The organism is Nonomuraea cavernae (assembly GCF_040655715.1).
In the GTDB taxonomy this organism is placed as follows: domain Bacteria; phylum Actinomycetota; class Actinomycetes; order Streptosporangiales; family Streptosporangiaceae; genus Nonomuraea; species Nonomuraea cavernae_A.
Genome location: NZ_JBFAKL010000025.1, coordinates 111,517 through 137,318, shown reverse-complemented (window position 1 = coordinate 137,318; position 25,802 = coordinate 111,517). Strand labels below are relative to the sequence as shown.

The window sequence follows — 25,802 nt, the reverse complement described above, 5'->3', positions numbered from 1 at the left end:
CGTGCCAAGTACCCCCGCGCCCGAAACAAGGCCGAAGGCGAACATCACCAGACCCCGGGCAATCGCGGTCGGCCGGAACGCCCACCCGCCTCCGCAGCCACCGCAGAACGCCACCACAGAACGCCACCCCCATCGAAGCCACCGTCACCGGCCCGCGCATGGAGCCGGTCCGGTTGCCCGAAGAGACGGACGCCCGCATCGCACGCAGATGCGCGCTCTCACCTGAACGCGGCACTGGAACTCGCCGGCGTCTGCGCAGCCCAGACCGTGCTGCCCATCCTGGGCTCCTGAAGTGTCAGCGATCACGTTATTGAGCCAAAAGAGCAACTTCGCCGATTTGAGCCAGACCGGGGTGAGCCGTCGTCTTCCGCCTGGCTGAGCTGCGGGTTGACCTCAAGCTTGATTGAGATTGCATGATCGGGTGCACGGTGGTGAACCGATAGGAGTGAGTGCCGTGCAGGTGGTTCGGGTGATGCGGTTCGGTGGTCCGGAGGTGCTGGTGCTGGGTGAGGCTCCGGAACCGGTGGCTGGGGTGGGCCAGGTCGTGGTCGAGGTGGCGGTCGCGGGTATGACGTTCGTCGAGACGCAGATCCGGCGTGGCGTTGATAAGTGGCATGCCCGGCCGTTGTTGCCGTACGTGCCGGGTGGTCTGGTGGCCGGACGGGTGAGTTCGATCGGGGCACAGGTGGATTCGGGTTGGCTTGGGCGGCGGGTCATCGCCGGTACCGGGGAGACCGGTGGCTTCGCCGAGCGGGCGGTGGCCGAGGTCGGGGAACTGTTTCCGATACCAGACGGGCTGGACCTACCAGAAGCGATCGCCCTCCACAGCGATGGCAGCACTGCGCAAGGGCTGGTCGAGAAGGCCAAGATCGGCCATGGTGACTGGGTGCTGGTCGAAGCGGCGGCCGGTGGGGTTGGCAGCCTGCTGGTGCAGCTCGCCCGTGCGGCGGGCGCTCGGGTCGTCGGGGCTGCCCGTGGTGCGCGCAAGCTTGAGCTGATCCGGGAATTGGGCGCCGACGCCGCGGTCGACTACTCCGACCCGGGCTGGACCGATCGGGTGCTCGAAGCGACCGGCGGCGCGGGGCCTGACGTGGTGTTCGACGGCGTCGGCGGGCAGATTGGGCGGGCCGCGTTCGAGGTGACGGCCCGCGGAGGCCGGTTCTCCGTGCATGGCGCGTCCAGCGGCGAGGTCACCCTCATCGACCCCGGAGAGGCACGATTCCAGGGCGTGGAGGTGATCGGCATTGAGCAGCTCTTCGACTTCGGGCCGAACCTGGTGCGGTGGGCGGAGCAGATAATGTCCCAGGCCGCCGCCGGGCTCGTCCGGCCGGTCATCGGGCAAACCTTCGCGCTGGAACGCGCCGCCGACGCACACGCCGCGATCGAGAACCGCACCGCCCTGGGGAAGACACTGCTGCTGCTCTAACGGATCCTCACAGGGGCATCCAGCTCTGCGCGTTTACCTGTACCTGGCTCTGCGCTGGAACCAGTACGCCGACAGCTGGGGGCGATCGACGCCGCACGACCTCCTTCGTCGGCCACACGGCAACGGTTTACCTTCTCATCTCTTCCGATCAAACCGAGGCAACCGAAGCCCCAAGCGCAGCGCCGAACCTCAGGAATACCTTCACAACGGCGCGACCTGCGCCGGCGCGCCCGGCGGGCGGGCCTCATCGAGGAGCGGCGGACCCGCCGCCCGCCCATCGACGTCAACGCCGGCCGCGGGCTCGTGTTCGTCTCCCACACCGGAACCGTGCACCCGTCGGGCTTTCTCCCGGTGGCCGTCGGCGACGTGCGCGAGCGGCCACTGACCGAGATCTACCGGTCGGCTCCGCTGTTCCGCGCGCTGCGCGACCCCGATCGGCTGGCAGGACGCTGCGGCGCCTGTGAGTTCCGGGCCATCTGCGGCGGTTCACGATCTCGCGCCTTCGCCTGCACGGGTGACGTGTTCGGCGAGGAGCCCTGGTGCGACTACCAGCCGGGCAGCTTCCCGTACCAGCAGGAGCTCGGGCCCTGTACGGGAACTGAGCGCCAAGGGCCGGTCGAACCGCGCGCGTGGACGTCCACGGATACCGTGCAGGCAGGACAGGCCGGACACCGCGAAGCGGAGGCGGGCAGGCCCGCCGCCACGCGGCTACCAGCTCTTGAGGGTGGGCAGGACGCGGTCGGCGAACCGCTTGAGGTCGGCGTACGCCTCCCCGGGAGGTGTCCCACCAGCCGGCCCCGAGTGCACGATGTCGGTCAGCGGAAGCGACTTGACGAACCCTTCCAGGGTCTCGATCACGGTCTCGGCGTCGCCGATCAGCTCGAAGTCCCGGTAGGCGTCGGCCGACGGCGGCAGGCCGTACTGCAGGTCCTTGTCGCCCATCTCGTTGCGGATGCGCCGGTAGAAGTCCCACCGCTCGAAGATGAGGTCCTTGCGCCGTTCCCACACCTTGTCCGGATTCTCGTCCGTGACGGTGATGGACCACGGGTTGGAGATCCGGGCCTGCTCGCGCGGGATCCCAGCCTCGGCCAGCCCGGCGAAGTACGCCTCGTGAAACTCGGGGTCGACGGCGGCGCCGTGCAGGTGGGCGCCGACCCGGCCCGCGCGGCGGGCGGCCGGCGGGGCGGTGGCGGCGACCCACAGCGGCGGGTGGGGGTCCTGTACGGGCGCCGGTGCGACGGAGATGTCCTGGAGGTCGTAGTAGCGGCCGGTGTAGCTGAACGGGCGCTGGGTCCAGGCCAGCTTCAGCACCTCCAGCCCCTCCTCCATGCGGGAGGGCCGGGTCTTCGGCGAGTAGCCGAGCGCGCGATACTCAGCCGCGCTGTGCCCCGAGCCGACGGTGACGTCGAGCCGTCCCTCGGAGAGCTGGTCGAGCACCGCGGTCTCCTGCGCCAGCATGGCGGCGTGGTGCAGCGGGAGGATGTAGATGTAGGAGCCGATCCGGATGGTGCTGGTGCGTTCGGCGAGCAGCGTCAGGAAGACGGGCACCGAGGGGGCGTAGCCGTCGGGCTGGAAGAAGTGCTCCTGCACCATCACGTAGTCCAAGCCCATGGCCTCCGACTCGCACATCAGCTTGAGGCAGTCCTCCCAGTGTTCGCGCCATGGCCGCCCGAGAGGGTTGCGCATGTCCATGGTGAAGCCGACTTTCATCGCGATCTCCCTCAGATCCGGTAACAGCGCTCGGCGTTGGCAGCGAACACCTGGTCCCGTTCGGCGGCGCTGAGCCCGCTGGTCGCGCTCAGGTACGCGCCGACGAGCCGGGCGTACGTGCCGAAGAGCGAGTCGACGGGGAAGTTGCTGCCGAAGAAGGCGCGGTCGGTGCCGAAGACCTCCAGGCAGGTCTCGATCCAGGGGCGCAGGGTGGCGGCGTCCATGGTGTGCAGCGCCATCGGCAGGCCGGAGATCTTGCAGCTCACGTTGTCCAGCTGGGCCAGCGCCGTCAGGCCGTCACGCCAGACGGGCAGGTGCTCGGGGTCGGCGCTGTCCGGCCAGCCGGCGTGCTCCAGGACCACCGACAGGCCGGGCGCGTCGCGCAGCACCGGCAGCCAGCCTTCGACCTCGGCGGGGTGGATGACCACGTCGAGCAGGTGGCCGCCCTGGTCGAGCAGCTGGACCAGCCGGCGGGTGACCGGGTCGGCCGGGTCGAACCCGTAGAGCACGCGGATGCCGCGGAAGAGCGGGCTCTTGGCCTGGGCGGCGAGGTCGGCCTCGACGGTGGCGGCGTCGGATCCCGGCTCGACGGCGCCGACGACCGCGCTGACCAGGCCGCTGGCGGGGGCGAGGGTGTCGAGCCAGCGGGCTTCGTCCAGGTGGCTGCCGGGGGCGGTCACGGAGGAGATGTGGACCGCCTTGTCCACGCTGACCCCGGAGCCGGAGACGTCCGCGAGGTAGTCGGCGGGCAGGTAGTCCCGCCGGAGGCCGGCCATGTCCCCGATGCCGAAGTCGTCCTCGCCCTCAGGCGGGTCGAGCGCGGGATACCACTTGTGCGCGGTCAGATGCCACAGGTGCATGTGGCTGTCTACGAACCGGACGTCGGACATCGAGCAACCTCGCTCTCAATCATCGTAAGGATAGTAAAGATACTGCTCATCACAAATGATGTCCATGGGAGGGTCAGGTCCGCAGCCTGTAGTCCTCCAGCACCCGGCGGCCGATGATCATCCGCTGGATGTCCGCGGTGCCCTCGCCGATCAGCAGCATCGGGGCCTCGCGGTAGAGGCGCTCGATCTCGTACTCCTTGGAGAAGCCGTAGCCGCCGTGGATGCGGAACGACTCCTCGACGACGTCGCGGCAGTATTCCGACGCCAGGTACTTCGCCATGCCGGCCTCAAGGTCGTTGCGCTCGCCGGAGTCCTTCTTGCGCGCGGCCATGACCATCATCTGGTGCGCCGCCTCGACCTTGGTCGCCATGTCGGCCAGCCGGAACAGCACCGCCTGGTGCTCGGCGATCGGCTTGCCGAACGTCTCGCGCTGCTGCGCGTACCTGACGCCCAGCTCGAAGGCGCGCAGCGCGACGCCACAACCGCGGGCGGCGACGTTGACCCGGCCCACCTCGACGCCGTCCATCATCTGGTAGAAGCCGCGGCCCGGGGCCTCACCGAGAACCTGCGCGGCGGGGACGCGGTAGCCGTCGAAGAGCAGCTCGGTGGTGTCGACGCCCTTGTAGCCCATCTTCTCGATCTTGCCGGGCACCGTGAGCCCCGGCTCGACCTCGCCGAATCCCTGCGGCTTCTCGACGAGGAAGGTGGTCATGTTCCGGTAGACCGAGTCGGCGCCCTCGTCGGTCTTCACCAGCACCGCGACGAGCGTCGCCGAGCCGCCGTTCGTCAGCCACATCTTCTGGCCGTCGATGACGTAGCCGTCGCCGTCCCGCACCGCCCTGGTCTTGATGGCCGACACGTCCGACCCACAGCCCGGCTCGGACATCGAGAAGGCGCCCCGCACCTCTCCGGTCGCCATCCGCGGCAGGTAGTGCCGCTTCTGCGCCTCGGTTCCGTGCCTCATCAGCATGTACGCGACGATGAAGTGCGTGTTGACGATCCCCGACACGCTCATCCAGCCCCGCGAGATCTCCTCGACGACCAGGGCGTAGGTCAGCAGCGACTCGCCGAGGCCGCCGTACTCCTCCGGAATGGTCAGGCCGAACAGGCCCATCTCCCGCATCCGGTCGACGATCTCCTGGGGGTACTCGTCGGCGTGCTCCAGGCGCTGCGCCTGCGGGATGATCTCCCGGTCGACGAAGTCCCGCACGGTGTCGAGGATCTCCTGCTGGACGTCGGTGAGTCCCGCGGTCTGCGCTAGCCGGGTCATCGGTCGTTCCCTTCCTTGCCGGGTGCCTGAGCGTCGGAGGCCGGGGCGTCGGGTGCCGGCGCGGCCACGATCCGGCGTTCGAGCAGGTCCTGGATCTCGTCGTCGCGCAGCCCGAGGCCGCGCAGGATCTCGCCGGTGTGCTCGCCGAGCACCGGCGCGCGCACCACGTCGCGACCGGCCGCGCCCGCCGCGATGGGCGAGCCCGGCGCGAGGTGCTCGCCGACGCCGGGCTGGTCGATGACGGCCATCATCGGGTTGGCGCGCACCTCGCCGGCCCGCTCCCCCACCAGGTCGGCGAACGTCCCGTACACGGACCACAGCACGGAGGTCGCCCGGAGCCGGTCCTCGACGTGCGCCAGGTCGTGCTCGCCGAACCAGCGCTGGAGCAGCCCGGCCAGCGCCTCGCGGTAGGTGAAGCGGTCGCCCTCCAGCGAGAAGTCGGTGCCCAGGGCGTGTTCGAGCGCGGCGACGGCGTCGCCGAATCCGGTCACCGCGAGCAGGTCGCGCCAGTGCCTGGAGGTCAGCGCCACCACCATCACCCGCCTGCCGTCGCGCGTGGTGAAGTCGCGGCCGAAGCCGCCGTACAGGTGGTTGCCGACCCGTGGCCGGGTGACGCCGCCGACCTGGGCCTCGGCGAGGAACCCCAGGTTGCCGGCCATGGCGAGGGCCACGTCGTAGAGCGCCACGCTCATCGCCTGCCCCTGCCCGGTGAGCTGCCGGCGGCGCTCGGCGCTGAGGATGCCGATCGCGGCGTAGAGCCCGCAGGCCATGTCCCAGGCGGGCAGGACGTGGTTGACCGGGTCGGCGTGCCCCTCCGGACCGGTCACCATGGGGAAGCCGACGGCCGCGTTGACCGTGTAGTCCACCGCCGGCGTGCCGTCATGGTGACCCTCGATCCGCAGGTGGATCAGGTCGGGCCGGTGCTCGGTGAGCGCCTCGTAGGTCAGCCAGGGCCGGCCGGCCGAGTTGGTCAGCACGATGCCGCTGCCGGCGACCAGCCTGGTGACGAGTGCCTGGCCCTCGGCGGACCGCAGGTCGAGGCAGAGCGAGCGCTTCGCCTTGTTCAGGCCCGCCCAGTACATGCTCCTGCCGGAGGGAGCCAGCGGCCACCGGGAGTGGTCCGGCGCCCCGCCGAGCGGATCGACCCGCACCACGTCGGCCCCGAGCTGCGCCAGCGTCATGCCGCCGAGCGGCGCCGCGACGAACGTCGAGATCTCGACGATCCGCAGGCCGGCCAGCGGCTTGCCGGCGGCCGGAACGGTTCCTTCGACCATCACCGAGCACCTTTCCTCACAATTTGTACGGCCATATTGGGGCGCAGTAGCAAGTGCTGTCAACGGCCACTATTGACGCCATCCCCCACACCATGAGACTTTGGCCGGACATTTGGTGACCTGGTGTGGGAGGTGCGCGATGACTCGCGTCCCGGTGGACGGACCGTACTTCGAGGACCTGCGGATCGGGCAGCGGTTCGACGCCCCGGCGGTCACGCTCACCGAGGGATTGGCGGCCGCGCACCAGGCGATCGTCGGCTGCCGGCTGCCGCTGGCGCTGGATCGCCGCCTGTCACGCCGGGTCGTCGGCGACGTCCTGGCCGCGCCGCACCTCGTGTGGGACGTGGCCATCGGCCAGTCCACGGGCGCGACGCACACCGTGGTGGCCAACCTGTTCTACCGGGGCGTCGTGTTCCGCCGGGCACCCGCCCTCGGAGACACGCTGCGCACCGTGACCGAGGTCGCCGGGCTGCGGCAGAACTCCCGGCGGCCCGGCCGCGCCGCCACCGGCCTGGCCGCACTGCGGATCAGCACCGTGGACCAGGACGGCCGCCCGGTGCTCGACTTCTGGCGCTGCGCGATGCTGCCGCTGCGCGACGACTCCCTGGAGACCGGTCACGCCGACGATCTGACCGGCATCGGCACCGCTCCCGCCCACGAGGACCTCGCGGCGGTGACGTCGAGCTGGAATCTGGACGCCTACCGCGCCGAGCGGCCCGGACCCCACCTCGACGGCCTCACACCGGGCACGGTCTTCGAGGTGGCGGGCGGCGACGTCGTCACGTCCGCGCCCGAGCTGGCCCGGCTCACGCTCAACGTCGCCAGGGTCCACCACGACGCGCCCGACCGGCTCGTGTACGGCGGCCACACCATCGGGCTCGCGCTGCACCAGGCGCTTCGCGCGTTGCCGGACATCGTCACCGTCGTCGGCTGGCACGGCTGCGACCACGTCGGCCCGGTCCGGGAGAACGACACGCTGCGCAGCACGATCGAGGTGGAGCGGATCGACCCCCTCCCCCGGGGAGGGCTCGTCCACCTGCGCTCGCACGTCCAGGCGACCCGCGCGGGCGGCGACCCCGCCGACGTCCTCGACTGGCGCTTCGTCGCCGTCCTGGCATGAGCCGCACCGGCGCGAGCCGTACCGGCATGAGCGGTACCGGCATGAGCGGTACCGTCGGGCGGCGGCGGGGCGGGGATAAGGCCGGATAAGCTGCATGCCGATCCAGGGTGACGCGCTGCGCGAGTGAGACCGAGGTGGGGATGGCTGCGAGCACCAGTCGCCGGGAGAGCACCTACGTGGCGCTCGCCCGCGAGGTCCGCAACGAGATCCTGCAGGGGCGCTACTCCGGTGGCCGGCGGCTCCCGACGGAGGCCGAGCTGGCCGAGCGCCACGGGGTGAGCCGCCAGACGGTGCGCCGCGCGTTCCAGGACCTGGTCGCCGAGGGCATGGTCTACCGCATCCCGGGACGCGGCACGTTCGCCATGTCCAGGGAGGGCGCCTACATCCGGCAGTTCGGCTCGGTCGACGACCTCATGGGCCTGTCCGTCGACACCCGGATGGACATCACCGTGCCGCTGCACCGGGAGGTCGACGTCGACGCGGCCGGTCGGCTGCGGCTGTCGAGCGACGTCGTCTACGGCCTGGCCTTCCGCCGGCTGCACGACAACACGCCGTTCTGCCTGACCACGGTCTACCTCCCGCCTGCCGTCGGCCGGACCCTGGCCGGGCTGCCCGAGCTCGCGGCCGAGGGCTCGACCAGCGAGGTGACCATCATCGGCCTGCTGGACACCCGGTTGGCGGCGCCCATCGCCGAGGCCGACCAGAGCATCACGGTCGCGCTCGCCGACGAGCCGACCGCGCGGCAGCTCGGCTGCGCCGCCGGGCATCCCCTGCTGCGGATCGACCGGCTCTACCTCGACACCGGCGGGCGGCCGGTCGAGCTGGCGATCAGCCACTTCCTGCCCGAGCACTACTCCTACCGCACCAACCTGCGCCGTAGCGTCACCTGAGCGCGTCAGGGCCGCGGCCGGTCGTGTCCGGGCTCCGGCCGGCTGGCCTCGGCACGGCTCGGGGGCAGGAGACTGATCCAGGTACGGGCCCTGGTCCGCGAGCCACTCCGCCGCTACGGTCGGTCGAGTCGGCCACAGGAGAGGAGCTCATCGCCGTGAGCGATGTCGAAACGGGTGACCTGGCGTTGCGGAGCAGGGTGCGCGGTTGCCTGCTCGGCGGGGCGATCGGTGACGCGTTGGGCGCGCCCATCGAGTTCGGCTCGATCGCCGCCATCCGCCGCGACCACGGCCAGGCCGGGCTGACCGATCTCGCGCCCGACTGGCGCGGCGAGATCGGCTTGATCACCGACGACACCCAGATGACGTTGTTCACGGTCGAGGGCCTGATCCGCGCGCATGTCCGCGTTCAGGAGAAAGGCATCGACGGCGGCGAGACGACCGTCGTGCGCCACGCCTACCTGCGCTGGCTCGACACCCAGCAGCACCGCTCCCCACCACCGGCGGACGCTCTCGTCCGCACCGGCTGGCTGCGCACCCGGACATGGCTGTACTCACGCCGCGCGCCGGGCAACGCCTGCCTGTCCGGACTGCACGTCGAGGCAGGCCCTGTCGCCGCCCCTGGAGCAGCCGGGCCAGTGAATCCCGATTCCAAGGGATGTGGCACCGTCATGCGTTCGGCCCCGTTCGGCCTGGCCGCACGCGACGCGCGTACGGCCTTCAAGCTCGCGGCCGACTGCGCACAGATCACCCACGGGCATCCCACCGGCTACCTCGCGGCCGGGGCCTTCGCCGCGCTCGTCCACTTCCTCGTCCAGAGCCGGACGTTGGCACTCGCCGTACACGACACTCTTGACCTGCTCGCCGAACACCCCGCGCATGAGGAGACCTCCGCCGCGCTCCGGGCGGCGGTCGCCCTTGCCGCCGAAGGACGGCCGTCGCCGGAGAAGGTGGAAAGTCTCGGGGGCGCGTGGGTCGCCGAGGAGGCACTCGCGATCGCGGTCTACTGCGCCCTGGTGAGCGGGGGCGACATCCAGCAGGCGCTGCTGCTGGCCGTCAACCATTCCGGCGACAGTGACTCCACCGGCGCCGTCTGCGGCAACCTCCTCGGCGCCCGGTACGGCGAGACCGCCCTGCCTCAGCGGTGGCTGTCCCGGCTGGAGGGCAGAGCCACCATCACCGAACTCGCCGACGACTTCACCAGCCAGTTCTCCGGCGGCCGTGTCGCGCGGGACAAGTACCCAGGCTGCTGACCTGCGGCGACGCCCGCGCTCCCCATCCGTTCGCGGGCTCCACGCCGTCGGCCCACTGGTCCGGCGGCGCCGGACCGGGGCCGTTCAGTAGTCTCGGGACCGCCAGGCCGGGAGCTCAAGAAGGGCACGTGTCGAATGACCACTGGGATCCGCCGGTCCGAAGGGCCGACGACCACCGACGCCGGGGAGCCACGGCTCGACTACTACCTGATCCTGCCCGAAACCGCCGTGCCCTCCGCACCGACCGACGGGACCATGATCGAAGCCGGTGCGCCATCCGCCCCGACCGACGGAACCGTGGCCGAAGCCGGTGCGCCTTCCGAGCCGGCCGAGGGGATCGTGGTCGAGGAGTTCACGCTGGCGGGCGACCATACGGCGATCGGCCTCGACAGCGCCGGGTGGACCGCGACGGACGGCTGGTGGAGCTCGGCGGCGTTCAGCCGCGGGATGCGCACGGACACGCGGCTGCGCGCCCGGATCGTCGCGGCCCGCCGCGACGACGCCGAGGCCGTCTACCGCCGGCTCGGCGGGGGCGAGCTGCCCGGCGAAACGGCGTTGCGCGGCCGCTTCCACGACCACCAGCCCTTGGGCGGCTCGGCTCCCCTGCGGCTCGGCTCCGCGCAGGTCCCTGACGGGTTTCGCGACCGGAGGGTCTATCGCGTCCTGTTCGCGAACGACCTTCGCGAGGACGGCCCGCCCCGGCTGCGGTCGGCCTGGCGGATGACACTTGCCGATCCGCCGGCTCGCGTGGCCGGCACGGCGCACCGCCGCGTGGCCGGCGACGTCTTCACCTGGGACCTGCGCCGGATCGGTCCCGGCGTGGCCTGGTGTCTCGACCTGACCGCCTGCCTGGCGAGCGCGTCGGACGACGCCGTCCGGCCGCTGCTGCGTGAGCTGGTGACGGTGCTGCGTCACGCGGGGCTGATCCCCGTGACGATCGAGCGCTTCGCCTGACACCGGGCGCGACGGATCGCTCTGAGGGCGAACGCCGCACGCTAACATGCTCCGCTATGCGCAGCGGAGGCTTATCGAGTCCTCGACTCCTGTTCACGGTCACCACGTTCACCGGCGCGGCAGGAGCGGTGGCTCTTAACCAGGTGCTCAACGACGGGGTGTGGAACCCGAAGTGGATCGCGATCGCCTGCGGGGTGACGGCACTCGGCTGCTGGCTGAGTTACCGGTTCACCCTGGTCACCGCCACCACCCCGACCCTGTCCGAGGCCAAGACCCACCTGGCCGAGCTGGTGGCCCATCAATGGGCTGATGAGGCCGCGGCGCGGCGGCAGGGGGACGCGCTGATCCCGGTCTCGTGGAGTGTGACGCACGGTCCCAGGTCCGGCAGGCGGCCGCGCGGGGCGGACCCCTGCCTGCGTTCGGACGAGGTCGCCGGGCTGGCCGCCTTCTTCCGCGGGCTGCCTCGCCGCCGGCTGGTGATCACGGGCGGGCCGGGGACGGGTAAGACCACGCTGGCCATCGAGTTGCTGCTGCACCTGATCGAGACGCGTACCGCTGACGAACCTGTCCCCGTGCTGCTGCCGATCGCCGAATGGAACGTCAAGACGCACCCGCGTTTCCATGAGTGGGTGGCCGCCCGCGTGCGTGCGGACTACGCGGCGTTGCGCGGGGTCGGGAAGGGCGCTGACGGGACCGACCTGCTGGCCGGCCGTGGGCACGTCCTGGCCGTGCTCGACGGGCTGGACGAACTGCCCGAGGACGCCCGCGCCGGTGTGCTGCGTGAGCTCTCGCGCACGCTGGGAGACCGTGACCAGGTGATCATCACCTCGCGCACCAGGGCGTACAAGGACACCGTGGGCACGACGCGGGCGCTCAAAGGGGCGACCGTCATCGCGCCGAAGGACCTGGACCAGCAGGCCGCCGCGGCGTATCTGGACGCGTGCTTTCCGGCGGAGCCCTCCCCGGCGTGGGTGAAGGCGCTGGACGCGCTGAGGCAGGGCAAGGCCCCCGCCCTGGCGTACGTCACCTCCGCTGCCTGGGGGCTCTGGCTGGTCAAGGTCGTCTACGTCGATCGGGACGCCGACCCCGCTCCGCTGCTGAGCGTGCCGGGCGAGGAGAGCGGGGCACTGCGGGAGCATTTGCTGGACGGTCTCGTCGAGGCCCGGCTCAGTCATGGCGGACCTGTTCCCGCCCGAGGCGCCGAACGGCTCGCCTGGCTGGCCGGCCTGCTGTCCAGGAACGGGGCGCAGGACCTGGCCTGGTGGCGGATGGTCGACTATGCCTTCCCCAGGCGAGGCCGCCAGCTGGTCTCCGAGTGGGTCGGGGTCCTGGCCGGGGCCGTGATCAGCCTGCCCGCCGCCGTTATGGGAGCTCTGATCAACGACGTCCACTTTGGGGTTATGCTCGGTCTGGGCTTCTGCCTGGGCATCAGCATGCCCAGGCTGTCGGCCACCGACTCGCCCGACTTCGCGCCGCTGCGGGCACGCCGCCGGTTGCTCGACTTCGTCCGCATGGTCGCGGCGAACAGCCCGCTCATGATGTTCGGAATGCCGCTCGGGCTACCGGTGGCCGGGTACATGTGGTGGGCGGAGGGCCCCCTGATGGGCCTGGCGACCCTCGTGGCCGTCGCCGTGCTCAACTGGCTCACGCTCCAGGTGATGCAGAGTCGCTCCGCCGCGCCCGACGAGCGGCCGCCGGTGTTCACCGCCGCCGTGACACCCGTGTCCACGTGGCGGGTGAACCGGGCGCTGACCGGCCTGCACCTCGTGAACAGCGTGATCCTCGGCACGGTGCTCGCCTTCGCGGTCGAGTTGTTCAGCTTCGTGGACGCGCAGCGCGGAATGCGCCCGGCGAACGAGGCACTGCTCGTCGCCGTGTTCGCCTTCTCCTTCGGTTTCATGGCCCGGCGGCGGGACACCTGGCTCAGATCGGTGATCTTTCAGGGGCACCTGGCTCTGCTGGGCCGAGGGCCCCTGCGGCTGGCGCGGCTTCTGGACGACCTGCACCGGCGCGGACTGCTGCGCGCGGCCGGCCCGTTCTACCAGTTCCGCCACGCCGAGTTGCAGGAGCATCTGGCTCGACGGCGAGGCTGATGTGATGCGCCCCCGAATCCCTCGGCGATGCGCACCGAGGGATTCGCGGACCTGACGGGAGCGGCGCCGCTCGGGGAACGTCTAGACGCCGGCGAATATGGGCAGGTCAGGACCAGATTCCTGATGCCGGATGAGAGGACGACTGGCGTGCTCCAGGCGCTGTTCCGCCGTTCGCACGGCGCCGTTCGCGCGCTCAGGCAGGCCGCCGAGCACACTCCGCCCGAGCGGGACCGTCTCATCGACCTGCTGCGCGCGGTCGCGATCTCGATGGTCGTGCTCGGGCACTGGCTGTCGGTCTCGGTGACCTACCGGGGCGGGTTCGGAGGCGCGAGCGCCCTGGAGGTGCTGCCGTGGACCCGTCCCATGACCTGGCTGTTCCAGGTCATGCCGGTCTTCTTTCTGGTGGGCGGGTTCGCGAACGCGGCCTCCCTGGACTCCCAGCGCCGCCGGGGCGGCACCGCTGTGAGCTGGCTGCTGAGCCGTACCGGCCGGCTGGTGGCCCCCACCAGCATGCTCGTTCTCGTCCTGAGCGGTGTGGCCTGCCTGGCCCTGGTTCTCGGCGCCGACCCGAAGTCGGTGGGGACGGCCGTGTGGCTGGCCTGCATGCCGCTGTGGTTTTTGATCGTGTACCTCGCCGCCGTGTTTCTCACGCCGGTGATGCTCGCGCTCGACCGGCGGGCGGGGCTCGCCGTGCCCGTCGTACTCGTGATCCTGGTCGGCCTCGGAGACGTCGCCAGGCTGCTCGGCCGGCCCTCGCTCGGCCAGGCCAACTTCCTGCTCGCCTGGCTGGCCGTCCACCAGCTCGGCATCGCCTGGCGGGAGGGCACCCTGCCCGTCCGCCGCGCCGTGGCCCTGCCGATGGCGGCCGGCGGCCTCGCGGCTCTCGTCGCGCTCACCGTCGCCGGCCCCTATCCGATCAGCATGGTGGCGATCCCGGGCGAGCGGCTGCAGAACACCTCGCCGCCGACGCTCGCGCTGCTCGCCCTGGCCGTCACGCAGACCGGCATCGTCTTCCTGCTGCACGATCGCGGCATCCGGTGGCTCGGGCGGCCGCGTCCGTGGCTGATCATCGTGACGGTCAACTCCGTGATCATGACGATCTTCCTCTGGCACCTGACGGCCGTCGTGATCGCGGCGCTGGCGTTCTATCCGACCGGCCTGATGCCGCAGCCCGCCACGGGGTCGGCGCAGTGGCTGCTGCTCCGCCTGCCCTGGCTGGCGATCCTGACCGTGCTCCTCGCGGTGCTCGTCGCGCTGTTCGGCTGGGTCGAACGGCGCGCACGGCCGATCACCGTACCCCAGGCGAACGGAGGGCTCCGCACGGCCGCCACCATCACCGGTGCGGCGGCCGTCATCGCCGGGCTGCTGGGCGCCGCCCTGGCGGGCCAGGGAGCGCTGCCCGTCCTGATGCTCCCGGTCTATCTCTGCGGCGCGGCCCTGCTCCGGCTCGCCCGCATCTGTCCCGGCGCCCGGTGAGGTCACCGGCCGGTTCTCGGCTCACTCCGAAGACGCGGCCAGTTCCTTCTCGGCCTCCTTCCCCACCGGTACGCCGGCCGCTGCCGTGCGGCGCTCGTCACGCGGACGCAGCCCGAACCAGATGAGGACCACGCTGACGAGCGTCACGGCCACGTTCACGCTCAGCCCGAGGTGGATGCCGGTCAGTTCCGCGCTCTGCGTCGCGGCGAGCGAGCTCAGGATCGGGATGCCGACGGTGATGGCCACCTGCTGGGTCATCGAGGTCAGGCCCGTGGCCAGGCCCTGCTCCTCGTTCGGCAGACCCGAGGTCGCGGTCACCGTGTAGGCGACGATGGAGCTGACGTGCCCGAAGAATCCGATGAACAGCGCGGGGATCACGATCACGAGCGCCATTCGGTCGGTGCTGAGGAACACCAGTGGGAGGGTCGCCAGGCCCTGCACGGCCAGGCCCGCGACCAGGACCTCGCGGCTGCCGAAGCGCCCGATGAAGCGTCCTGCGATCACCCCGGCGGCTACGGACGCCAGGCCCGGAACACCGAAGATCAGACCGGTGGCCAGCGGGGAGAAGCCCAGGACCTTCTGCAGGTAGAGCGTCGTCAGGAAGATCATGGCGGTCTCCATGGTGAAGACCACGAAACCCGCGTAGTTGCCCCACTTCACCGTGGGCCGCCTGAGGATGCGCACCGGGGCGAGTGGCGCGGGCGAACGCAGCTCGATCATCCAGAACGCGGCCAGCAACAGCACGCCGACGACAGCCGAGGGGACGTTCTTCTCGATGACCGCGTAGATCACGGCCAGCAGACCGCCGGTCACGGTCACCGCTCCAGGCAGGTCCAGCTTCACCCGCTCGGGCAGGCTGCTCTCGCTGATCAGGAAGGGGGTGAGCAGCAGGATGGCCACGGCGACCGGGACGTTGATGAGGAACGCGGCCCGCCAGCTCAGCAGGCCCACGAGGGTGCCACCGACCAGCGCGCCGACGGTGAAGCCGGCGGAAAGCAGCGCGCCGTTGAGGCCGAGGATGCGGTCGCGAGTCGCGCCTTCCGCGAAGGTGGTGGTGAGCAGCGACAACGATGCGGGGATCGCCATCGCGGTGGCGAAGCCCTGCAGCACTCGGGCGGTCAGCAGCATTTCGGGATTGGCCGCGAAGCCGCCGAGTAACGAGGCCCCGGTGAGCAGGACCATGCCGGACAGGAACAGCCTGCGACGGCCGAACAGGTCCGCTAATCGGCCGAACAGCAGAGTGAAGCCGGCCGCGGGCAGCGCGTACGCGGAGGTGATCCAGGGCAGCCCGGTCAGTCCCATCCCGACGCCCGCCCCGACCTGCGGCAGGGCGACGTTCAGGATCGAGAAGTCGACGGACAGCATGAACCCGGCGCCGAGCAGGACGAGCAGGATCAACCGCTGCCTGCCGGTGATGGGAAGAGGCGAGGTGGTCACGAGACGTTCCCTTCTGGAGGAAGTCAAAGATCAGCCCACAGCACGGCTGAGCCGGACGGCTCAGCCGGACGGCAATGGGGCATGGCAGGCTCAACGCATGGCGATCAGGGGGAGCCGCGCCCCCGCGCTGCCCGACGGAGCGAGGCGACGCGGAACGCGCCAACAGAGCGGAACGACACGGCTGGTAAGGGGAAGGGGCGAGCTAGGGCGAATCCCGCTCCGCTGCCTCAGCGATGCGCTTGATGTTCGCCAGCCGCCGATCCCAGTCGGCCGCGAGTCCGGCCATCCACCGCGCCGTCGCGTCCAGCGCCGCGGGCCGCACCGCGTAGCGCACTTCGCGACCGACCCGGCCGCCGGAAACCAGCCCGGCGGCGTCCAAGACGGCGAGGTGCTTGACCACCGCCTGCCGCGTGACGGGGAGTTGTTCGGCGAGCGTCGTCGCGGTCGCCTCGCCCTGTGCGGCGAGCAGATCTAGCAGCTGACGTCGCGTCGGGTCGGCCAGCGCGACGAGGACGCTGTCGACCGACGCGACGTCGCCGCGACGTTCGTCCGTCACACCGATGAGTGCTCGGCGCGCGTCTTGAGCGCGTCGATGACCTGGGGCCATCCGTCGGTGTTGTCCTTCAGCGCCCGGCCGCGTAGTTCCTCGCTCCCTGCCAGCGCGGCGAACCCGCTCTCGACGACTCGCAGCCGCGTCTTGTCGCCTTCCGAGGTCAACGTGAACTCCACGAGGGTGCTGTTGTCCTCGCGCGGTCGCTCTCCGGGGAACGCACTGGCCCAGCGATACGCCACGTACGTCGGCGGCTCGATCTTCTCCACCCGCACCGGGAAGTCGCCGTACTCGGCGTTCTTCGCCACCGTCGACTCACCTTCTCTGGCCACGAGGCCAGACACGGTCGCCTCGTCGGCCACCCAGAACCCGGGTTCGGTCACCAGCGACCAGACCCGCTCCAGGGATGCCGCGATCAGGGTTTCGCGCTCAATCCGGTCTTCGGTCATGAGAAGGGCTCCTTCGTTGCCGCCACTGGATGTGCAACCCCAGAATTGCACGTCCATCCTCCACGTGCAACCCTAGAGTTGCACTGGCGGCCGAGTGCACCAGGAAGCCGGCTGATCGTCACCAGCGAGGAGTTCAACGACCGGATCCCGCTCTGGACGTCGGCCGGCGCCGACCAAGCGGACTCAGCGGACCAAGCGGACTCAGCGCCGGCGGGCGCCCTGACGCCCCGAGGCGCGCTTGCGCACCGGCGGCACGTCCGAGCCGGCGCCGTTCTTCGCCCCGTTGCGCCCGCCTCGCAGAGCCACGGCGGCGAAGCCGTGGTCGGACCGCAGCCGCGAGAGGTCGGGGTCGTCGCTCCAGAAGCTCGACACTTCCTGCTCGGGGAAGTTGGCCGCCATGAGCTGGAGCGCGATGTCGTGGCGGACGTATTCGACCGCGACCATGACGACCGCCGGGTTGTCGGAGAAGATGCCCCAGGCGTCGGCGCCGACGAAGCCGCCGATGACGCACTCCTGCCGGTCGCCCACCGCGACGAACAACCGGCAGCCGAGGTTCTCCAGGACGACGGGCGGGGGCGAGAGCCGGTGGATGTAGGTGCGCGGGATGGCCGACGGGTCTTCCTCCTCGGCGAACGACATGACGGTCACGGAGACCCCCCGGTCGTGCGCGTCGTGAATCAACGGGTCGAGCGGGTTGTTCTCCTCGGGCCACAGTGACAGGAAGAGGTCGCGCTGGGCTCCGGCGACGATGTCGGTCGCGCGTTCCAGCAGGGCCTCGCGCCCGGTGAGGTTGTGGATCAGGTGCAGGCGCGGCGGCGCCACGATGCCCGGCAGCGACTCGCGCAGCGAGTCGAGGGTCGACTCGTAGTGCCGGCTGAGCCGGTCGAGCAGCGACTTGGGCGGCAGCGGCAGGTAGCTCACGGCGTCTTCGCGGGTGCGCACCTCGTAGATCGCGCCGGACGCGGTCAGCTTGCCGAGCGTCTCGTAGACGGTGCTGCGCGGCACGCCCGAGCGCTTGGCCACCTCATAGCCGTTGAGCGGCTCGCCGGCCGCCACCAGCGCGATGTAGGCCTTCGCCTCGTAGCCCGACATGCCGAGCACCTGCAGGCGCTCGATGATGCCCTCGGTACTCATGGCTGGCCTGACCTTTCCTGCCGTTGCTTGGGGCCGGGCAACTTGGGTGACGCGGGGGCCGCGAGCCGGTCGTGGCAGCCGGTCGTGGCGTCGGGTGCACGTACACATTACAGCCCGGCGGCCCGCACTCGGTCGGGTGAAGGTACGGGTGATCCGCGCTCACGCGCGCGACAGGCGGAGCAGTTCGTCGTCGGTCAGGGTCTTGCCCCCGGCGCGCCCGAGGGCGGTGTCCTCGAACGCGAACGCCCGCGTCAGCGGGCAGGCCGCGAGGAAGGCCACCTTCTCGCCGGCGCGCGGACGGCGCTCGGGGATCGGCCGCGTCAGGTCGACGCGCACGCCGTCCTTGATCACCTCGTGGATGGCCCCTTCGCGCGTCAGCACGGTGATGTCGGCCAGTGGGTCGCCGTCGACCACGATCACGTCCGCGAGGTAGCCCTCGGCCAGCGCGCCGACCTCCCCCTCCATCTTCATGGCCCACGCGGCCTGAGAGGTGGCGGCGACGATCGCCTCCATGGGCGAGAAGCCGGCGTAGCGCACGAGCATGTCGAGCTCGCGGGCGTGCCACTCGCCGCACGGCGTCACCGCGAAGCCGGTCTCCGATCCCGTGATGACCCGCGCCCCGAGCCGGTGCGCCTTGCCGATCATCTCGCCGGTCACCTCCAGCTCGGCCTTGAAGATGTCGAGCAGCGCCGGCGCCGTGCCCACCTTCTCGCCATAGTCGACGAGGTTGCCGAGCAGCGTCAGCGTCGGGCAGAGCGTGGTGCCGTTCTCCAGCACGGCCTCGAGCGCGGCGTCGTCCATGTAGCTGGAGTGGTAGATCATGTCGATGCCGGCCTCGGCGGACTCCTTCGTGCTGATGGAGTTGCGGCAGTGGCCGACGACCGGCGTGTTGAGCTCGTGGGCGGCCTCGACGACCGCTCTGATCTCGCGCTGCGACCAGACCTTGACCTCGGGGCCCTTCACCGAGGGGATGAGGCCGGTGACCATGATCTTGATCCAGTCGACGCCGTGCTTGACCTGGCGGCGCACCTCGCGGGTGATGCCGTCCAGGTTGTGGACGACCGTGGCGTAGCCCGTCGTGCCCTCGTCCTTGATCAGCCGGCCGGCGGTGCCGCCGAGCATGGTCATCAGGGCGTTGCCGCCGGCGCGCATCCGGGGGCCCTCCACGATGCCGGCCTCGATCGCGTCCCGGAGCTCGACCCCGATGTTCCAGAGGCAGTCGGCGTCCATGACGCTGGTGACGCCGGCCCGGAGCACCTTGCCGGAGTTGTGGGCCGACAGCATGGAGCTGTACGCCTCGGTGCGATGGAAGAACAGCTCGTCGTTGCCGGTCGGCTCGCCGAAGGACAGATGGGTGTGGGCGTCGATGAGGCCCGGCATGACGGTCTTGCCGGAGGCGTCGATCCGCTGGAGGCCGGGCGCGCGCGCCGCGAGCTCGTCGGCCGCGGCCCCCAGTGCCGCGATCTTCCCCTCGCTGATCAGCACGGTCTCGCCGGCGCGCGCGGGAGCGCCGGTCCCGTCGATGACGGTTCCGCCCTCGATGGCGATCATCTGCGACATTCAACTCTCCTCACGAGAAAGCCGTGGCCGGCCGATCGGGGCACGGCCGTGACCGCCCGCGATCCGCCGCCGGACCTCTGCTGATCCTGCGCCGACACCTTGATTAGTGTCAAGGAGCTTAACGACCAATGTCACTCCTGCGCGACAGCGGCTTCGAACAGCACCGGGTAGCCGCCGAAGTGGTCCCGCTTGGAGTGCGCCTCCTTCACCGGAGGGTTGGCCGGGTCGGGACGCACCCCGTGGCGCAGCAGCTCGCGCACCATCAGCGGAACCGTGCCGAGCACGTGCTCCGCCTCGCCCTCCTTGGGCACGGTGCCGCCGTCCAGCTCCATGCCGATGCAGGCGTGCATGCCGCCCCCGAAGGTGTGGCCCCACGGCTGGACGCCGGCGGGGGCCACCCGGTCGGGGTCGAACACGGCCGCGTCCGGCCCGAACACCTCCGGGTCGGTGTTGGCCGCCTTGATGTCCATCCGCACGTACGTACCGGCCGGGATCGACTGCCCGTCCCGCAGTGTCACGTCCTCGACGGCCTCGCGCAGCGCCTCGGGGCTCGCCGGGTGCAGCCGCAGGGCCTCGTGCACGCAGCGCTGGACGAACAGGTCGTCGTCGAGGCGGTGCGCCTGCTCCGGATGCCGCTCCGCCCATCGCAGGATCTCGTCGACCGCGTGCGTGAAGGCGTCCGAGGTGCTGTGCGACCCCGCCTGGAGGTAGAAGGCCACCTCGCGGAGCATGACGCCGCGGTCGATCCGCAGCTCCTCGCGGTTGCGGACCAGCGCCATCAGCACGTCCCTGGGGTAGGCGTCCTCGGGGACCCGCGGGTTCTCGGCCAGCGCCACCCGCCGCTCGTACGACGGCGTGAAGAACATCGCGTCGAACCGGCCGAGCGCCTCGGTCACCTCGGCCCGTACGACCTCGGGGTCGCGGGTGGTGTGGATCAGGGTCGCGCCCTCGGAGAACTTGATCGCGAACTCCTGCAGCGCGTCGGTCTCCTCGACCGAGCCGGTCGTCCGGTCGATGCCGGCGACCTTGGCGGTGAGGTTCATGACGGTCCGGGTGCCGAGCAGCACCAGGTCGGCGTGCCCCTGCTTGATGACGGGAGCGAAGGCCTCGTCGATGATCTGGGGGACGAGGTCGGCCTCCCACGTCTTGAACGTGCCGCGCCGGAAGAGCCGGTTCTCGACCCGGCGGCGCAGCTGGTGGTCGGGCCCGTGCAGGTCGAGCAAGGTGTCCCGCATGACCACGCCGCCCGCCGTATAGAGGCCCTGGCGCAGCCCGCGCTGCCGGAAACCGTCCCAGAGCTCCTGGTAGCGCCTCAGGGTCACGGTCGAATCGCTGAGCATGTGTCACTCCTGCCGTCGGTCTGTGTAGGTCTCGTGGGGCGGCCCGCCGGGGAGCGCGCGGCCGAGGGCACGCAGCTCCCGGCCTCTCCCCACGCCCGTCACCGCCTGGACCCGTCCGTCCACCACGGTCCTGGCGAGGAACTCTCCCGCCTGGCCGCCGGCTCCCACGACGCCGTCGACGACCACCGGCGCGGCGGCGTCCGGCCAGCCCGCGACCTCGAGGTGGACGTCGTACTGGTCGGTCCAGAACCACGGCGACTCGTCCAGCGGGACGGGTGTGCCGGCGATGGCCGCCGCGACGGCTCCGGCCTGCTGGATCGCGTGTTTCCAGTGCTCCACGCGCTCGTGGCGGCCGCGGTGGGGGACGAACTGCTCGGTCACGTCGCCCGCGGCGTACACGTCGGGTGCGCTGGTGCGGCCGAACGCGTCGGTACGGATGCCGACGCCCACGTCCAGCCCCGCCGCGACGGCCGGTCCGGTGTTGGGCACGGCGCCGAGGCCGGCGACCACCATCCGCGCCGGCAGCCGCTCGCCGTCGTCCAGGACGACGGCCTCCACCCGGTCGCGCCCGGCGATCTCCCGCACCGACCGGCCGAGCCGCAGCCGCACGCCGTGGCCGCGGTGCAGGTCCGCCAGCATCTCCCCCACCGGGGCCGGCACCAGGCGGTGCAGCGGTGCGGGCAGCGGGTCGACAGCGACGACGTCGGCGCCGAGCCGGTTCAGCGTGGCGGCGACCTCGGAGCCGATCAGCCCCATCCCCACGACCACGACCGGGGTCCCCGGCGCGACCTCGGCGCGCAGCCGGTCGGCGTCGGCGAGGGTCCGCAGGAGGTGCACGCCGCGCAGGCCGGCGCCGGGGAGGACGGGACGCCGGGCGGTCGCGCCGGTGCACAGCACCAGCACACCGTACGGCAGGCGGCGCCCGCCGACCGTGACGCGGTGGTCGCCGGGGTGCAACTCGGTCACGCGCTGCCCGAGCACCAGCTCGATGCCGGCGTCGGCGAACCGCCGTTCCGGCGCGACCAGCAGGTGGCCCAGGTCGCGCGCGCCCGCCAGGTAGCCCTTGGACAGCTGGGGACGTTCGTACGGCAGGCGGTCCTCCTCGCCGACCAGCATGATGGGCTCGCTCCAGCCGTGACGCCGCAGCGCGAGGGCGGCGGTGGCGCCGGCCAGGCTCGCGCCGACGACGATCGCCGGGCCGCGCGCGCTCACAGTTCGGGCCGCACCGCGGCGCGAACGCTCGCGTTCGGGGTGGTGCGCTCGGCGACCAGGGCGCGGTGACGCTCGTCGGACCATCTGAACAGCACCACGTGACGGAACACGTGCACTCCCTTCCGTGTGCGGGCCCGGTCGCCCCGGGACGGCGACGCCGGGAGGCGGGCGAGGAGCCTTTCCAGCGACGGCCCCGCTGCGTCAGAATGTAGTCGTTAGACGCCTCACGTCAAGAAGGGTCGAGAGCATGCCCGAGACGACATCCAGATCGGCACTGATCCTCTCGGGGGGCGTGGCGCACGACTTCCCGGCGAGCAGCGCGGTCCTGGCGGGCGTTCTGGAGGAGGCCGGGTTCGCGGTCGGCGTCACCACGGACGTCGAGGAGGCGTGTCTCGGCCTGGCCGATCGCGACCGGCGGCCGGCGCTGCTGGTGCTCAACCTGCTCAGGTGGACGATGCGGGTCGAGCGCTACGCGCACCTGCGGGCCGAATGGTCGATCTCGCTGAGCGACGCCGCGCGGGAGGCGCTGTCGGGCCACGTGCGGGGCGGCGGTGGGCTGCTCGCCATGCACGGGGCCAGCATCTGCTTCGACGACTGGCCCGGCTGGCGCGACCTGCTGGGCGGGGTCTGGCGGTGGGACCGGTCCTCGCATCCGCCGCTCGACGGCCCCGTGCGCGTCTCCGTGGCCACGGACAGCCACCCGATCGTCGACGGGATCGGCGACTTCGACGTCGTCGATGAGGTCTACGGCTTCCTCGACCGCGCGCCGGACGCGCGTGGCCTGATGAGCTCGCCGCACGGCGGCGCCGACCATCCGCTGCTCTGGGCCCGCGAGGTCGGCGCCGGCCGCGTGGTGTACGACGCGCTGGGACACGACGCGCGCTCCTACGAGGCGCCCGAGCACCGCCTCATCGTGCGGCGCTCCGCCGCCTGGGCCGCACGCGCGCCGTCCTGAGGGTCACGCGCGTCCCGCTCTGGCCTGGCCTTCGCCTCCCGTGTCCGGGGCCCGTTTCTCAGGCGTGTGTGACCCCGAGCGCCAGCCCTCCGTCGACGGTGAGGATGCTGCCGGTCACCCACTCGGCGCCCGCGAGGTACACGACCGCCTCGGCGACCTCCTCGGTGGTGCCGATCCGGCCGAGCGCGTGCGCGCCGGCGAGGCCCTGCAGGCGGGCGTGGGCCTCCTCGGCGGTGCCCAGGCCGGCCCGCTCGTTGATCTCTGTGTAGACCGCGCCGGGCCGCACACAGTTGACGCGCACGCCCTGCGCCCCGAGCTCGGACGCCAGCACCCCGGTGAGCGATTCGAGCGCGCCCTTGGTCGCCGCGTACGGGGACGCCCCGGGAAAGGCCCGCTGGGTGTGGACCGAGCCGAAGAAGATGATCGACCCCTTGCTCCGCGCCAGGGCGGGCAGGGCCAGGCCGGACAGCCGCACCGGGCCGACCACGTTGGCGTGGTAGAGGTCGAGCATCCGCTGCTCGTCGAGCTCGGCCAGCGCGCCCCGGTACATGTTGCCCGCCGCGTTGACCAGCGTGTCGAGGCCGCCACCGTGCTCGACGGCGGCCTCCACCAGCCGCTCGCGGTCGGCCGCGAGCGTGACGTCGCCGGGCACCGCCAGGCAGGCCGGGCCCAGCTCGCCGGCGACCTCCCGGATCTTGTGCTCGCGCCTGCCGGAGATGGTGACGCGGGCGCCGCGCTCGACCAGGGTCCGCGCCACGCCCGCCCCGATGCCCGAGCCACCGCCGGTCACCAGGATCGAGGTGCCGACGATGTCCTTCACCAGAGCCCCACGGAGTCGACGGTCTTCGGACGGGCCAGGTTCTGCAGGGCGGACTTGGTGAGACCGCCGTCGACGGCGAGCACCTGCCCGGTGATGTACGCCGCGCCGGCGGACCCCAGGAACAGCACGCAGTCGGCGACCTGCTCGGCGGTGCCGAGCCGGCCGAGCGGCACCTGCGCCTGGCGCTGCTCGCGTACCTGCTCGTCGGCGTAGATGGCGTCCGACATGCCGGCCAGGATGAGGCCGGGGGCCACGGTGTTGACCCGGATGCCGGCCGATCCCCATTCCAGCGCCATCTGCTCGGTCAGGCGGATGACGGCGGCCTTGGTGGCGGTGTAGGCGCCGGCGTTGGGCGCCGCCGCGATGCCGTTGATCGAGGCGATGTTCACGATGGCGCCGCCTCGCGCGGGCTCCATCATCGCCGCCGCGTGGCGGGACACCAGGAAGGTGCCGGTGAGGTTGACCTTGAGCACGGCCTCCCAGTCGTCGAGGCTCAGTGTCCGCAACGGGCCGAACCGCACCAGCCCCGCGTTGTTGACCACCAGCGCGGGCGCCTCGTCGAGGGCCTCGAACGCGGCGACGACCGACGCCTCGGACGTGACGTCCACCTTCCGGGCCACGGCGGACTCGCCGATGCCGGCCGCGACCTCGCGCACCGCCGGCTCGTCGACGTCCCAGAGAGCGACCCGGTACCCCGCCTTGGCGGCGTGGCGGGCTATGACCGCCCCGATCCCGCTGCCGGCCCCCGTGACAACCGCCAAGCCCATCTCGCTCTCCTTCGAGTTCATCGTCCCCCAGCGGACACATCCGCCGGCTCTCTCGCCGGCCGGGAACGGACTCCCGCGGCGTGCCTTCACACCTGTGCATATGCGTCGCTATAACACCAACGACGCTAGTATGACATAGGCGTATCCGTCCATACCGCTCTCCGCGATTTCCCGCTCGCGGCCGCCGAAGGAGCCACTGTGACCGATCATGACCAGGCCGTTCCCGCGCGAGATCTCGGCGTGATCGACGTGCACGCCCACGCGGTGCTCCCCATGACGCAGGGAGCCGCCGGCGCGGCCGGCCCCGAGCTCGGCGCCTCACCCGACGGGCGGCCGTTCTACCGGGTCGGCGACTACGTGCTGCACGGTGTCCGGTACGAGGGAAGCGCGTTCATGGACGTGAACGTCCGGCTCGACGGCATGGACGCCGCCGGGATCCACCGCCAGCTGCTGTCCCCCAACCCGCTGACCTACTTCAACGACCTCGACCCGGCCACGGCCGTCCGCTACTGCCGGGCGCACAACGACGCCCTGGCCGAGCTCGTCAGCGCTCACCCCGGGCGGTTGATGGGCGCGGCGCAGCTCCCCCTGCGGGACGTCGCCGCGTCGGTCGCCGAGTTGGAGCGGGCCGTACGGGACCTGGGGCTGCTGGCCGCCTACATCGACACCGATCCGGGACGCCCGCTGGACGACCCGGCGATGGACGCCCTGTACGAGGCGGCCGTCGACCTGGACGTGCCGGTGTTCGTGCACCCGACGCCCATCGGCGCGGGCGGCCCGCCCGACGACCCCCGGCTGCGCAGGTTCGACCTGGACCTGCTGTTCGGGTTCGCCTATGACGAGACGCTCGCGGTGGCCGCCCTCGTCTTCGGCGGCGTGCTCGACCGGCATCCCCGGTTGGACGTGTGCCTGTCCCACGGCGGCGGCGCGCTGGCGTACGTCGCCGGGCGGCTGGCCCGGGCGGTGGCGGCGCCGCGGCCCTGGGTGCCCGGCTTCCTGCTGGAGAACGGCATCGAGCCGTACCTGCGCCGGTTGTGGCTCGACACGCACGTGCACAGCGAGCGTTCGCTGGAGCTCCTCGTCGAGGTGGTGGGCACCGACAGGCTGGTCTTCGGCACCAACTTCGCCGGGTGGGACGCCGGGGGCGCCCGGGCGACGGACGAGGTGGGCGACCTCATGCCGGTCCTGTCCGGCAACGCCGCCCGGCTCCTGCGCCTCGCATGAG

Annotated in this window: 22 protein-coding genes; 9 read left to right on the top strand and 13 right to left on the bottom strand. The window is 71.5% G+C overall.

Annotation, left to right across the window (positions count from 1 at the left end; genetic code table 11):
* The first annotated feature begins 454 nt into the window (after positions 1–454).
* Positions 455–1,426: a zinc-binding dehydrogenase gene (locus AB0I38_RS30700; protein ID WP_358486452.1), complete on the top strand. Its 972-nt coding sequence runs from the start codon at positions 455–457 to the stop codon at positions 1,424–1,426.
* 708 nt (positions 1,427–2,134) lie between these two features.
* Here the strand turns inward: AB0I38_RS30700 and AB0I38_RS30690 are convergent.
* The 4 genes from AB0I38_RS30690 to AB0I38_RS30675 all read right to left on the bottom strand — a co-directional run bounded on the left by AB0I38_RS30690 (position 2,135) and on the right by AB0I38_RS30675 (position 6,570).
* Entirely contained in the window at positions 2,135–3,136 is a 1,002-nt protein-coding gene (locus AB0I38_RS30690) for an LLM class flavin-dependent oxidoreductase (protein ID WP_358486448.1), read from the bottom strand.
* 11 nt (positions 3,137–3,147) lie between these two features.
* Entirely contained in the window at positions 3,148–4,026 is an 879-nt protein-coding gene (locus AB0I38_RS30685) for an amidohydrolase family protein (protein ID WP_358486438.1), read from the bottom strand.
* 73 nt (positions 4,027–4,099) lie between these two features.
* Complete coding sequence (locus AB0I38_RS30680; RefSeq protein ID WP_358486427.1) at positions 4,100–5,296, bottom strand: acyl-CoA dehydrogenase family protein; 1,197 nt, start codon at positions 5,294–5,296, stop codon at positions 4,100–4,102.
* Positions 5,293–6,570, bottom strand: a complete 1,278-nt coding sequence (locus tag AB0I38_RS30675; protein WP_358486417.1) for a CoA transferase — start codon at positions 6,568–6,570, stop codon at positions 5,293–5,295. Before AB0I38_RS30675 ends, AB0I38_RS30680 begins: the two co-directional genes overlap by 4 nt.
* 139 nt (positions 6,571–6,709) lie before the next feature.
* Between AB0I38_RS30675 and AB0I38_RS30670 the strand changes: the two genes are divergently transcribed.
* From AB0I38_RS30670 to AB0I38_RS30645, 6 genes are all read left to right on the top strand, one after another.
* Positions 6,710–7,690, top strand: coding sequence for a MaoC family dehydratase (locus AB0I38_RS30670; protein ID WP_358486411.1), 981 nt, complete (start codon positions 6,710–6,712; stop codon positions 7,688–7,690).
* 140 nt (positions 7,691–7,830) lie between these two features.
* Entirely contained in the window at positions 7,831–8,580 is a 750-nt protein-coding gene (locus AB0I38_RS30665) for a GntR family transcriptional regulator (RefSeq protein ID WP_358486404.1), read from the top strand.
* Positions 8,581–8,735: 155 nt separating this feature from the next.
* Positions 8,736–9,830 (top strand): ADP-ribosylglycohydrolase family protein, encoded by a 1,095-nt coding sequence (locus tag AB0I38_RS30660; protein WP_358486392.1) that lies wholly within the window; start codon positions 8,736–8,738, stop codon positions 9,828–9,830.
* Between the two features lie 135 nt (positions 9,831–9,965).
* Complete coding sequence (locus tag AB0I38_RS30655) at positions 9,966–10,784, top strand: hypothetical protein (protein WP_358486386.1); 819 nt, start codon at positions 9,966–9,968, stop codon at positions 10,782–10,784.
* Positions 10,785–10,840: 56 nt separating this feature from the next.
* A complete protein-coding gene (locus AB0I38_RS30650; protein WP_358486383.1) occupies positions 10,841–12,877 on the top strand; it encodes an NACHT domain-containing protein in 2,037 nt (678 codons plus the stop codon).
* A 147-nt stretch (positions 12,878–13,024) separates the two neighbouring features.
* Positions 13,025–14,353 carry an acyltransferase family protein gene (locus AB0I38_RS30645; protein WP_358486377.1) on the top strand — a complete coding sequence of 443 codons (1,329 nt, stop codon included), beginning with the start codon at positions 13,025–13,027 and terminating at the stop codon, positions 14,351–14,353.
* A 21-nt stretch (positions 14,354–14,374) separates the two neighbouring features.
* On the opposite strand, the gene AB0I38_RS30640 is transcribed toward AB0I38_RS30645, so the two are convergent.
* The 7 genes from AB0I38_RS30640 to AB0I38_RS30610 form a co-directional block, all read right to left on the bottom strand.
* Positions 14,375–15,790, bottom strand: a complete 1,416-nt coding sequence (locus tag AB0I38_RS30640) for an MFS transporter (RefSeq protein ID WP_358486373.1) — start codon at positions 15,788–15,790, stop codon at positions 14,375–14,377.
* Between the two features lie 202 nt (positions 15,791–15,992).
* A complete protein-coding gene (locus AB0I38_RS30635; protein WP_358486364.1) occupies positions 15,993–16,346 on the bottom strand; it encodes an ArsR/SmtB family transcription factor in 354 nt (117 codons plus the stop codon).
* Entirely contained in the window at positions 16,343–16,789 is a 447-nt protein-coding gene (locus AB0I38_RS30630) for an SRPBCC domain-containing protein (protein ID WP_358486356.1), read from the bottom strand. Before AB0I38_RS30630 ends, AB0I38_RS30635 begins: the two co-directional genes overlap by 4 nt.
* Positions 16,790–16,990: 201 nt before the next feature.
* On the bottom strand, positions 16,991–17,923 hold the full coding sequence (locus AB0I38_RS30625; RefSeq protein WP_358486344.1) for a TrmB family transcriptional regulator: 933 nt from the start codon (positions 17,921–17,923) through the stop codon (positions 16,991–16,993).
* Between the two features lie 159 nt (positions 17,924–18,082).
* On the bottom strand, positions 18,083–19,483 hold the full coding sequence (locus tag AB0I38_RS30620) for a metal-dependent hydrolase family protein (RefSeq protein ID WP_358486336.1): 1,401 nt from the start codon (positions 19,481–19,483) through the stop codon (positions 18,083–18,085).
* A 131-nt stretch (positions 19,484–19,614) separates the two neighbouring features.
* Positions 19,615–20,823: a cytochrome P450 gene (locus AB0I38_RS30615; protein WP_358486328.1), complete on the bottom strand. Its 1,209-nt coding sequence runs from the start codon at positions 20,821–20,823 to the stop codon at positions 19,615–19,617.
* A gap of 3 nt (positions 20,824–20,826) precedes the next feature.
* On the bottom strand, positions 20,827–22,035 hold the full coding sequence (locus tag AB0I38_RS30610; protein WP_358486318.1) for an NAD(P)/FAD-dependent oxidoreductase: 1,209 nt from the start codon (positions 22,033–22,035) through the stop codon (positions 20,827–20,829).
* Positions 22,036–22,282: 247 nt separating this feature from the next.
* Between AB0I38_RS30610 and AB0I38_RS30605 the strand changes: the two genes are divergently transcribed.
* Complete coding sequence (locus tag AB0I38_RS30605; RefSeq protein ID WP_358486312.1) at positions 22,283–22,990, top strand: ThuA domain-containing protein; 708 nt, start codon at positions 22,283–22,285, stop codon at positions 22,988–22,990.
* 58 nt (positions 22,991–23,048) lie between these two features.
* On the opposite strand, the gene AB0I38_RS30600 is transcribed toward AB0I38_RS30605, so the two are convergent.
* Positions 23,049–23,810: an SDR family NAD(P)-dependent oxidoreductase gene (locus AB0I38_RS30600; RefSeq protein ID WP_358486306.1), complete on the bottom strand. Its 762-nt coding sequence runs from the start codon at positions 23,808–23,810 to the stop codon at positions 23,049–23,051.
* The gene (locus tag AB0I38_RS30595; protein WP_358486300.1) at positions 23,807–24,577 is read right to left on the bottom strand and encodes an SDR family NAD(P)-dependent oxidoreductase; all 771 of its coding nucleotides are present in this window, start codon (positions 24,575–24,577) and stop codon (positions 23,807–23,809) included. The genes AB0I38_RS30600 and AB0I38_RS30595 overlap by 4 nt, the downstream gene beginning before the upstream one ends.
* A gap of 198 nt (positions 24,578–24,775) precedes the next feature.
* Between AB0I38_RS30595 and AB0I38_RS30590 the strand changes: the two genes are divergently transcribed.
* The gene (locus AB0I38_RS30590; protein ID WP_358486292.1) at positions 24,776–25,801 is read left to right on the top strand and encodes an amidohydrolase family protein; all 1,026 of its coding nucleotides are present in this window, start codon (positions 24,776–24,778) and stop codon (positions 25,799–25,801) included.
* Position 25,802 lies beyond the last annotated feature (1 nt).

What these genes read in the sequence shown, in the direction of transcription:
- AB0I38_RS30690 (WP_358486448.1), bottom strand. Translation starts at nt 3,136, where the DNA reads ATGAAAGTCGGCTTCACCATGGACATGCGCAACCCTCTCGGGCGGCCA.
- AB0I38_RS30685 (WP_358486438.1), bottom strand. Translation starts at nt 4,026, where the DNA reads ATGTCCGACGTCCGGTTCGTAGACAGCCACATGCACCTGTGGCATCTG.
- AB0I38_RS30680 (WP_358486427.1), bottom strand. Translation starts at nt 5,296, where the DNA reads ATGACCCGGCTAGCGCAGACCGCGGGACTCACCGACGTCCAGCAGGAG.
- AB0I38_RS30675 (WP_358486417.1), bottom strand. Translation starts at nt 6,570, where the DNA reads ATGGTCGAAGGAACCGTTCCGGCCGCCGGCAAGCCGCTGGCCGGCCTG.
- AB0I38_RS30670 (WP_358486411.1), top strand. Translation starts at nt 6,710, where the DNA reads ATGACTCGCGTCCCGGTGGACGGACCGTACTTCGAGGACCTGCGGATC.
- AB0I38_RS30665 (WP_358486404.1), top strand. Translation starts at nt 7,831, where the DNA reads ATGGCTGCGAGCACCAGTCGCCGGGAGAGCACCTACGTGGCGCTCGCC.
- AB0I38_RS30655 (WP_358486386.1), top strand. Translation starts at nt 9,966, where the DNA reads ATGACCACTGGGATCCGCCGGTCCGAAGGGCCGACGACCACCGACGCC.
- AB0I38_RS30650 (WP_358486383.1), top strand. Translation starts at nt 10,841, where the DNA reads ATGCGCAGCGGAGGCTTATCGAGTCCTCGACTCCTGTTCACGGTCACC.
- AB0I38_RS30630 (WP_358486356.1), bottom strand. Translation starts at nt 16,789, where the DNA reads ATGACCGAAGACCGGATTGAGCGCGAAACCCTGATCGCGGCATCCCTG.
- AB0I38_RS30625 (WP_358486344.1), bottom strand. Translation starts at nt 17,923, where the DNA reads ATGAGTACCGAGGGCATCATCGAGCGCCTGCAGGTGCTCGGCATGTCG.
- AB0I38_RS30620 (WP_358486336.1), bottom strand. Translation starts at nt 19,483, where the DNA reads ATGTCGCAGATGATCGCCATCGAGGGCGGAACCGTCATCGACGGGACC.
- AB0I38_RS30615 (WP_358486328.1), bottom strand. Translation starts at nt 20,823, where the DNA reads ATGCTCAGCGATTCGACCGTGACCCTGAGGCGCTACCAGGAGCTCTGG.
- AB0I38_RS30605 (WP_358486312.1), top strand. Translation starts at nt 22,283, where the DNA reads ATGCCCGAGACGACATCCAGATCGGCACTGATCCTCTCGGGGGGCGTG.
- AB0I38_RS30595 (WP_358486300.1), bottom strand. Translation starts at nt 24,577, where the DNA reads ATGGGCTTGGCGGTTGTCACGGGGGCCGGCAGCGGGATCGGGGCGGTC.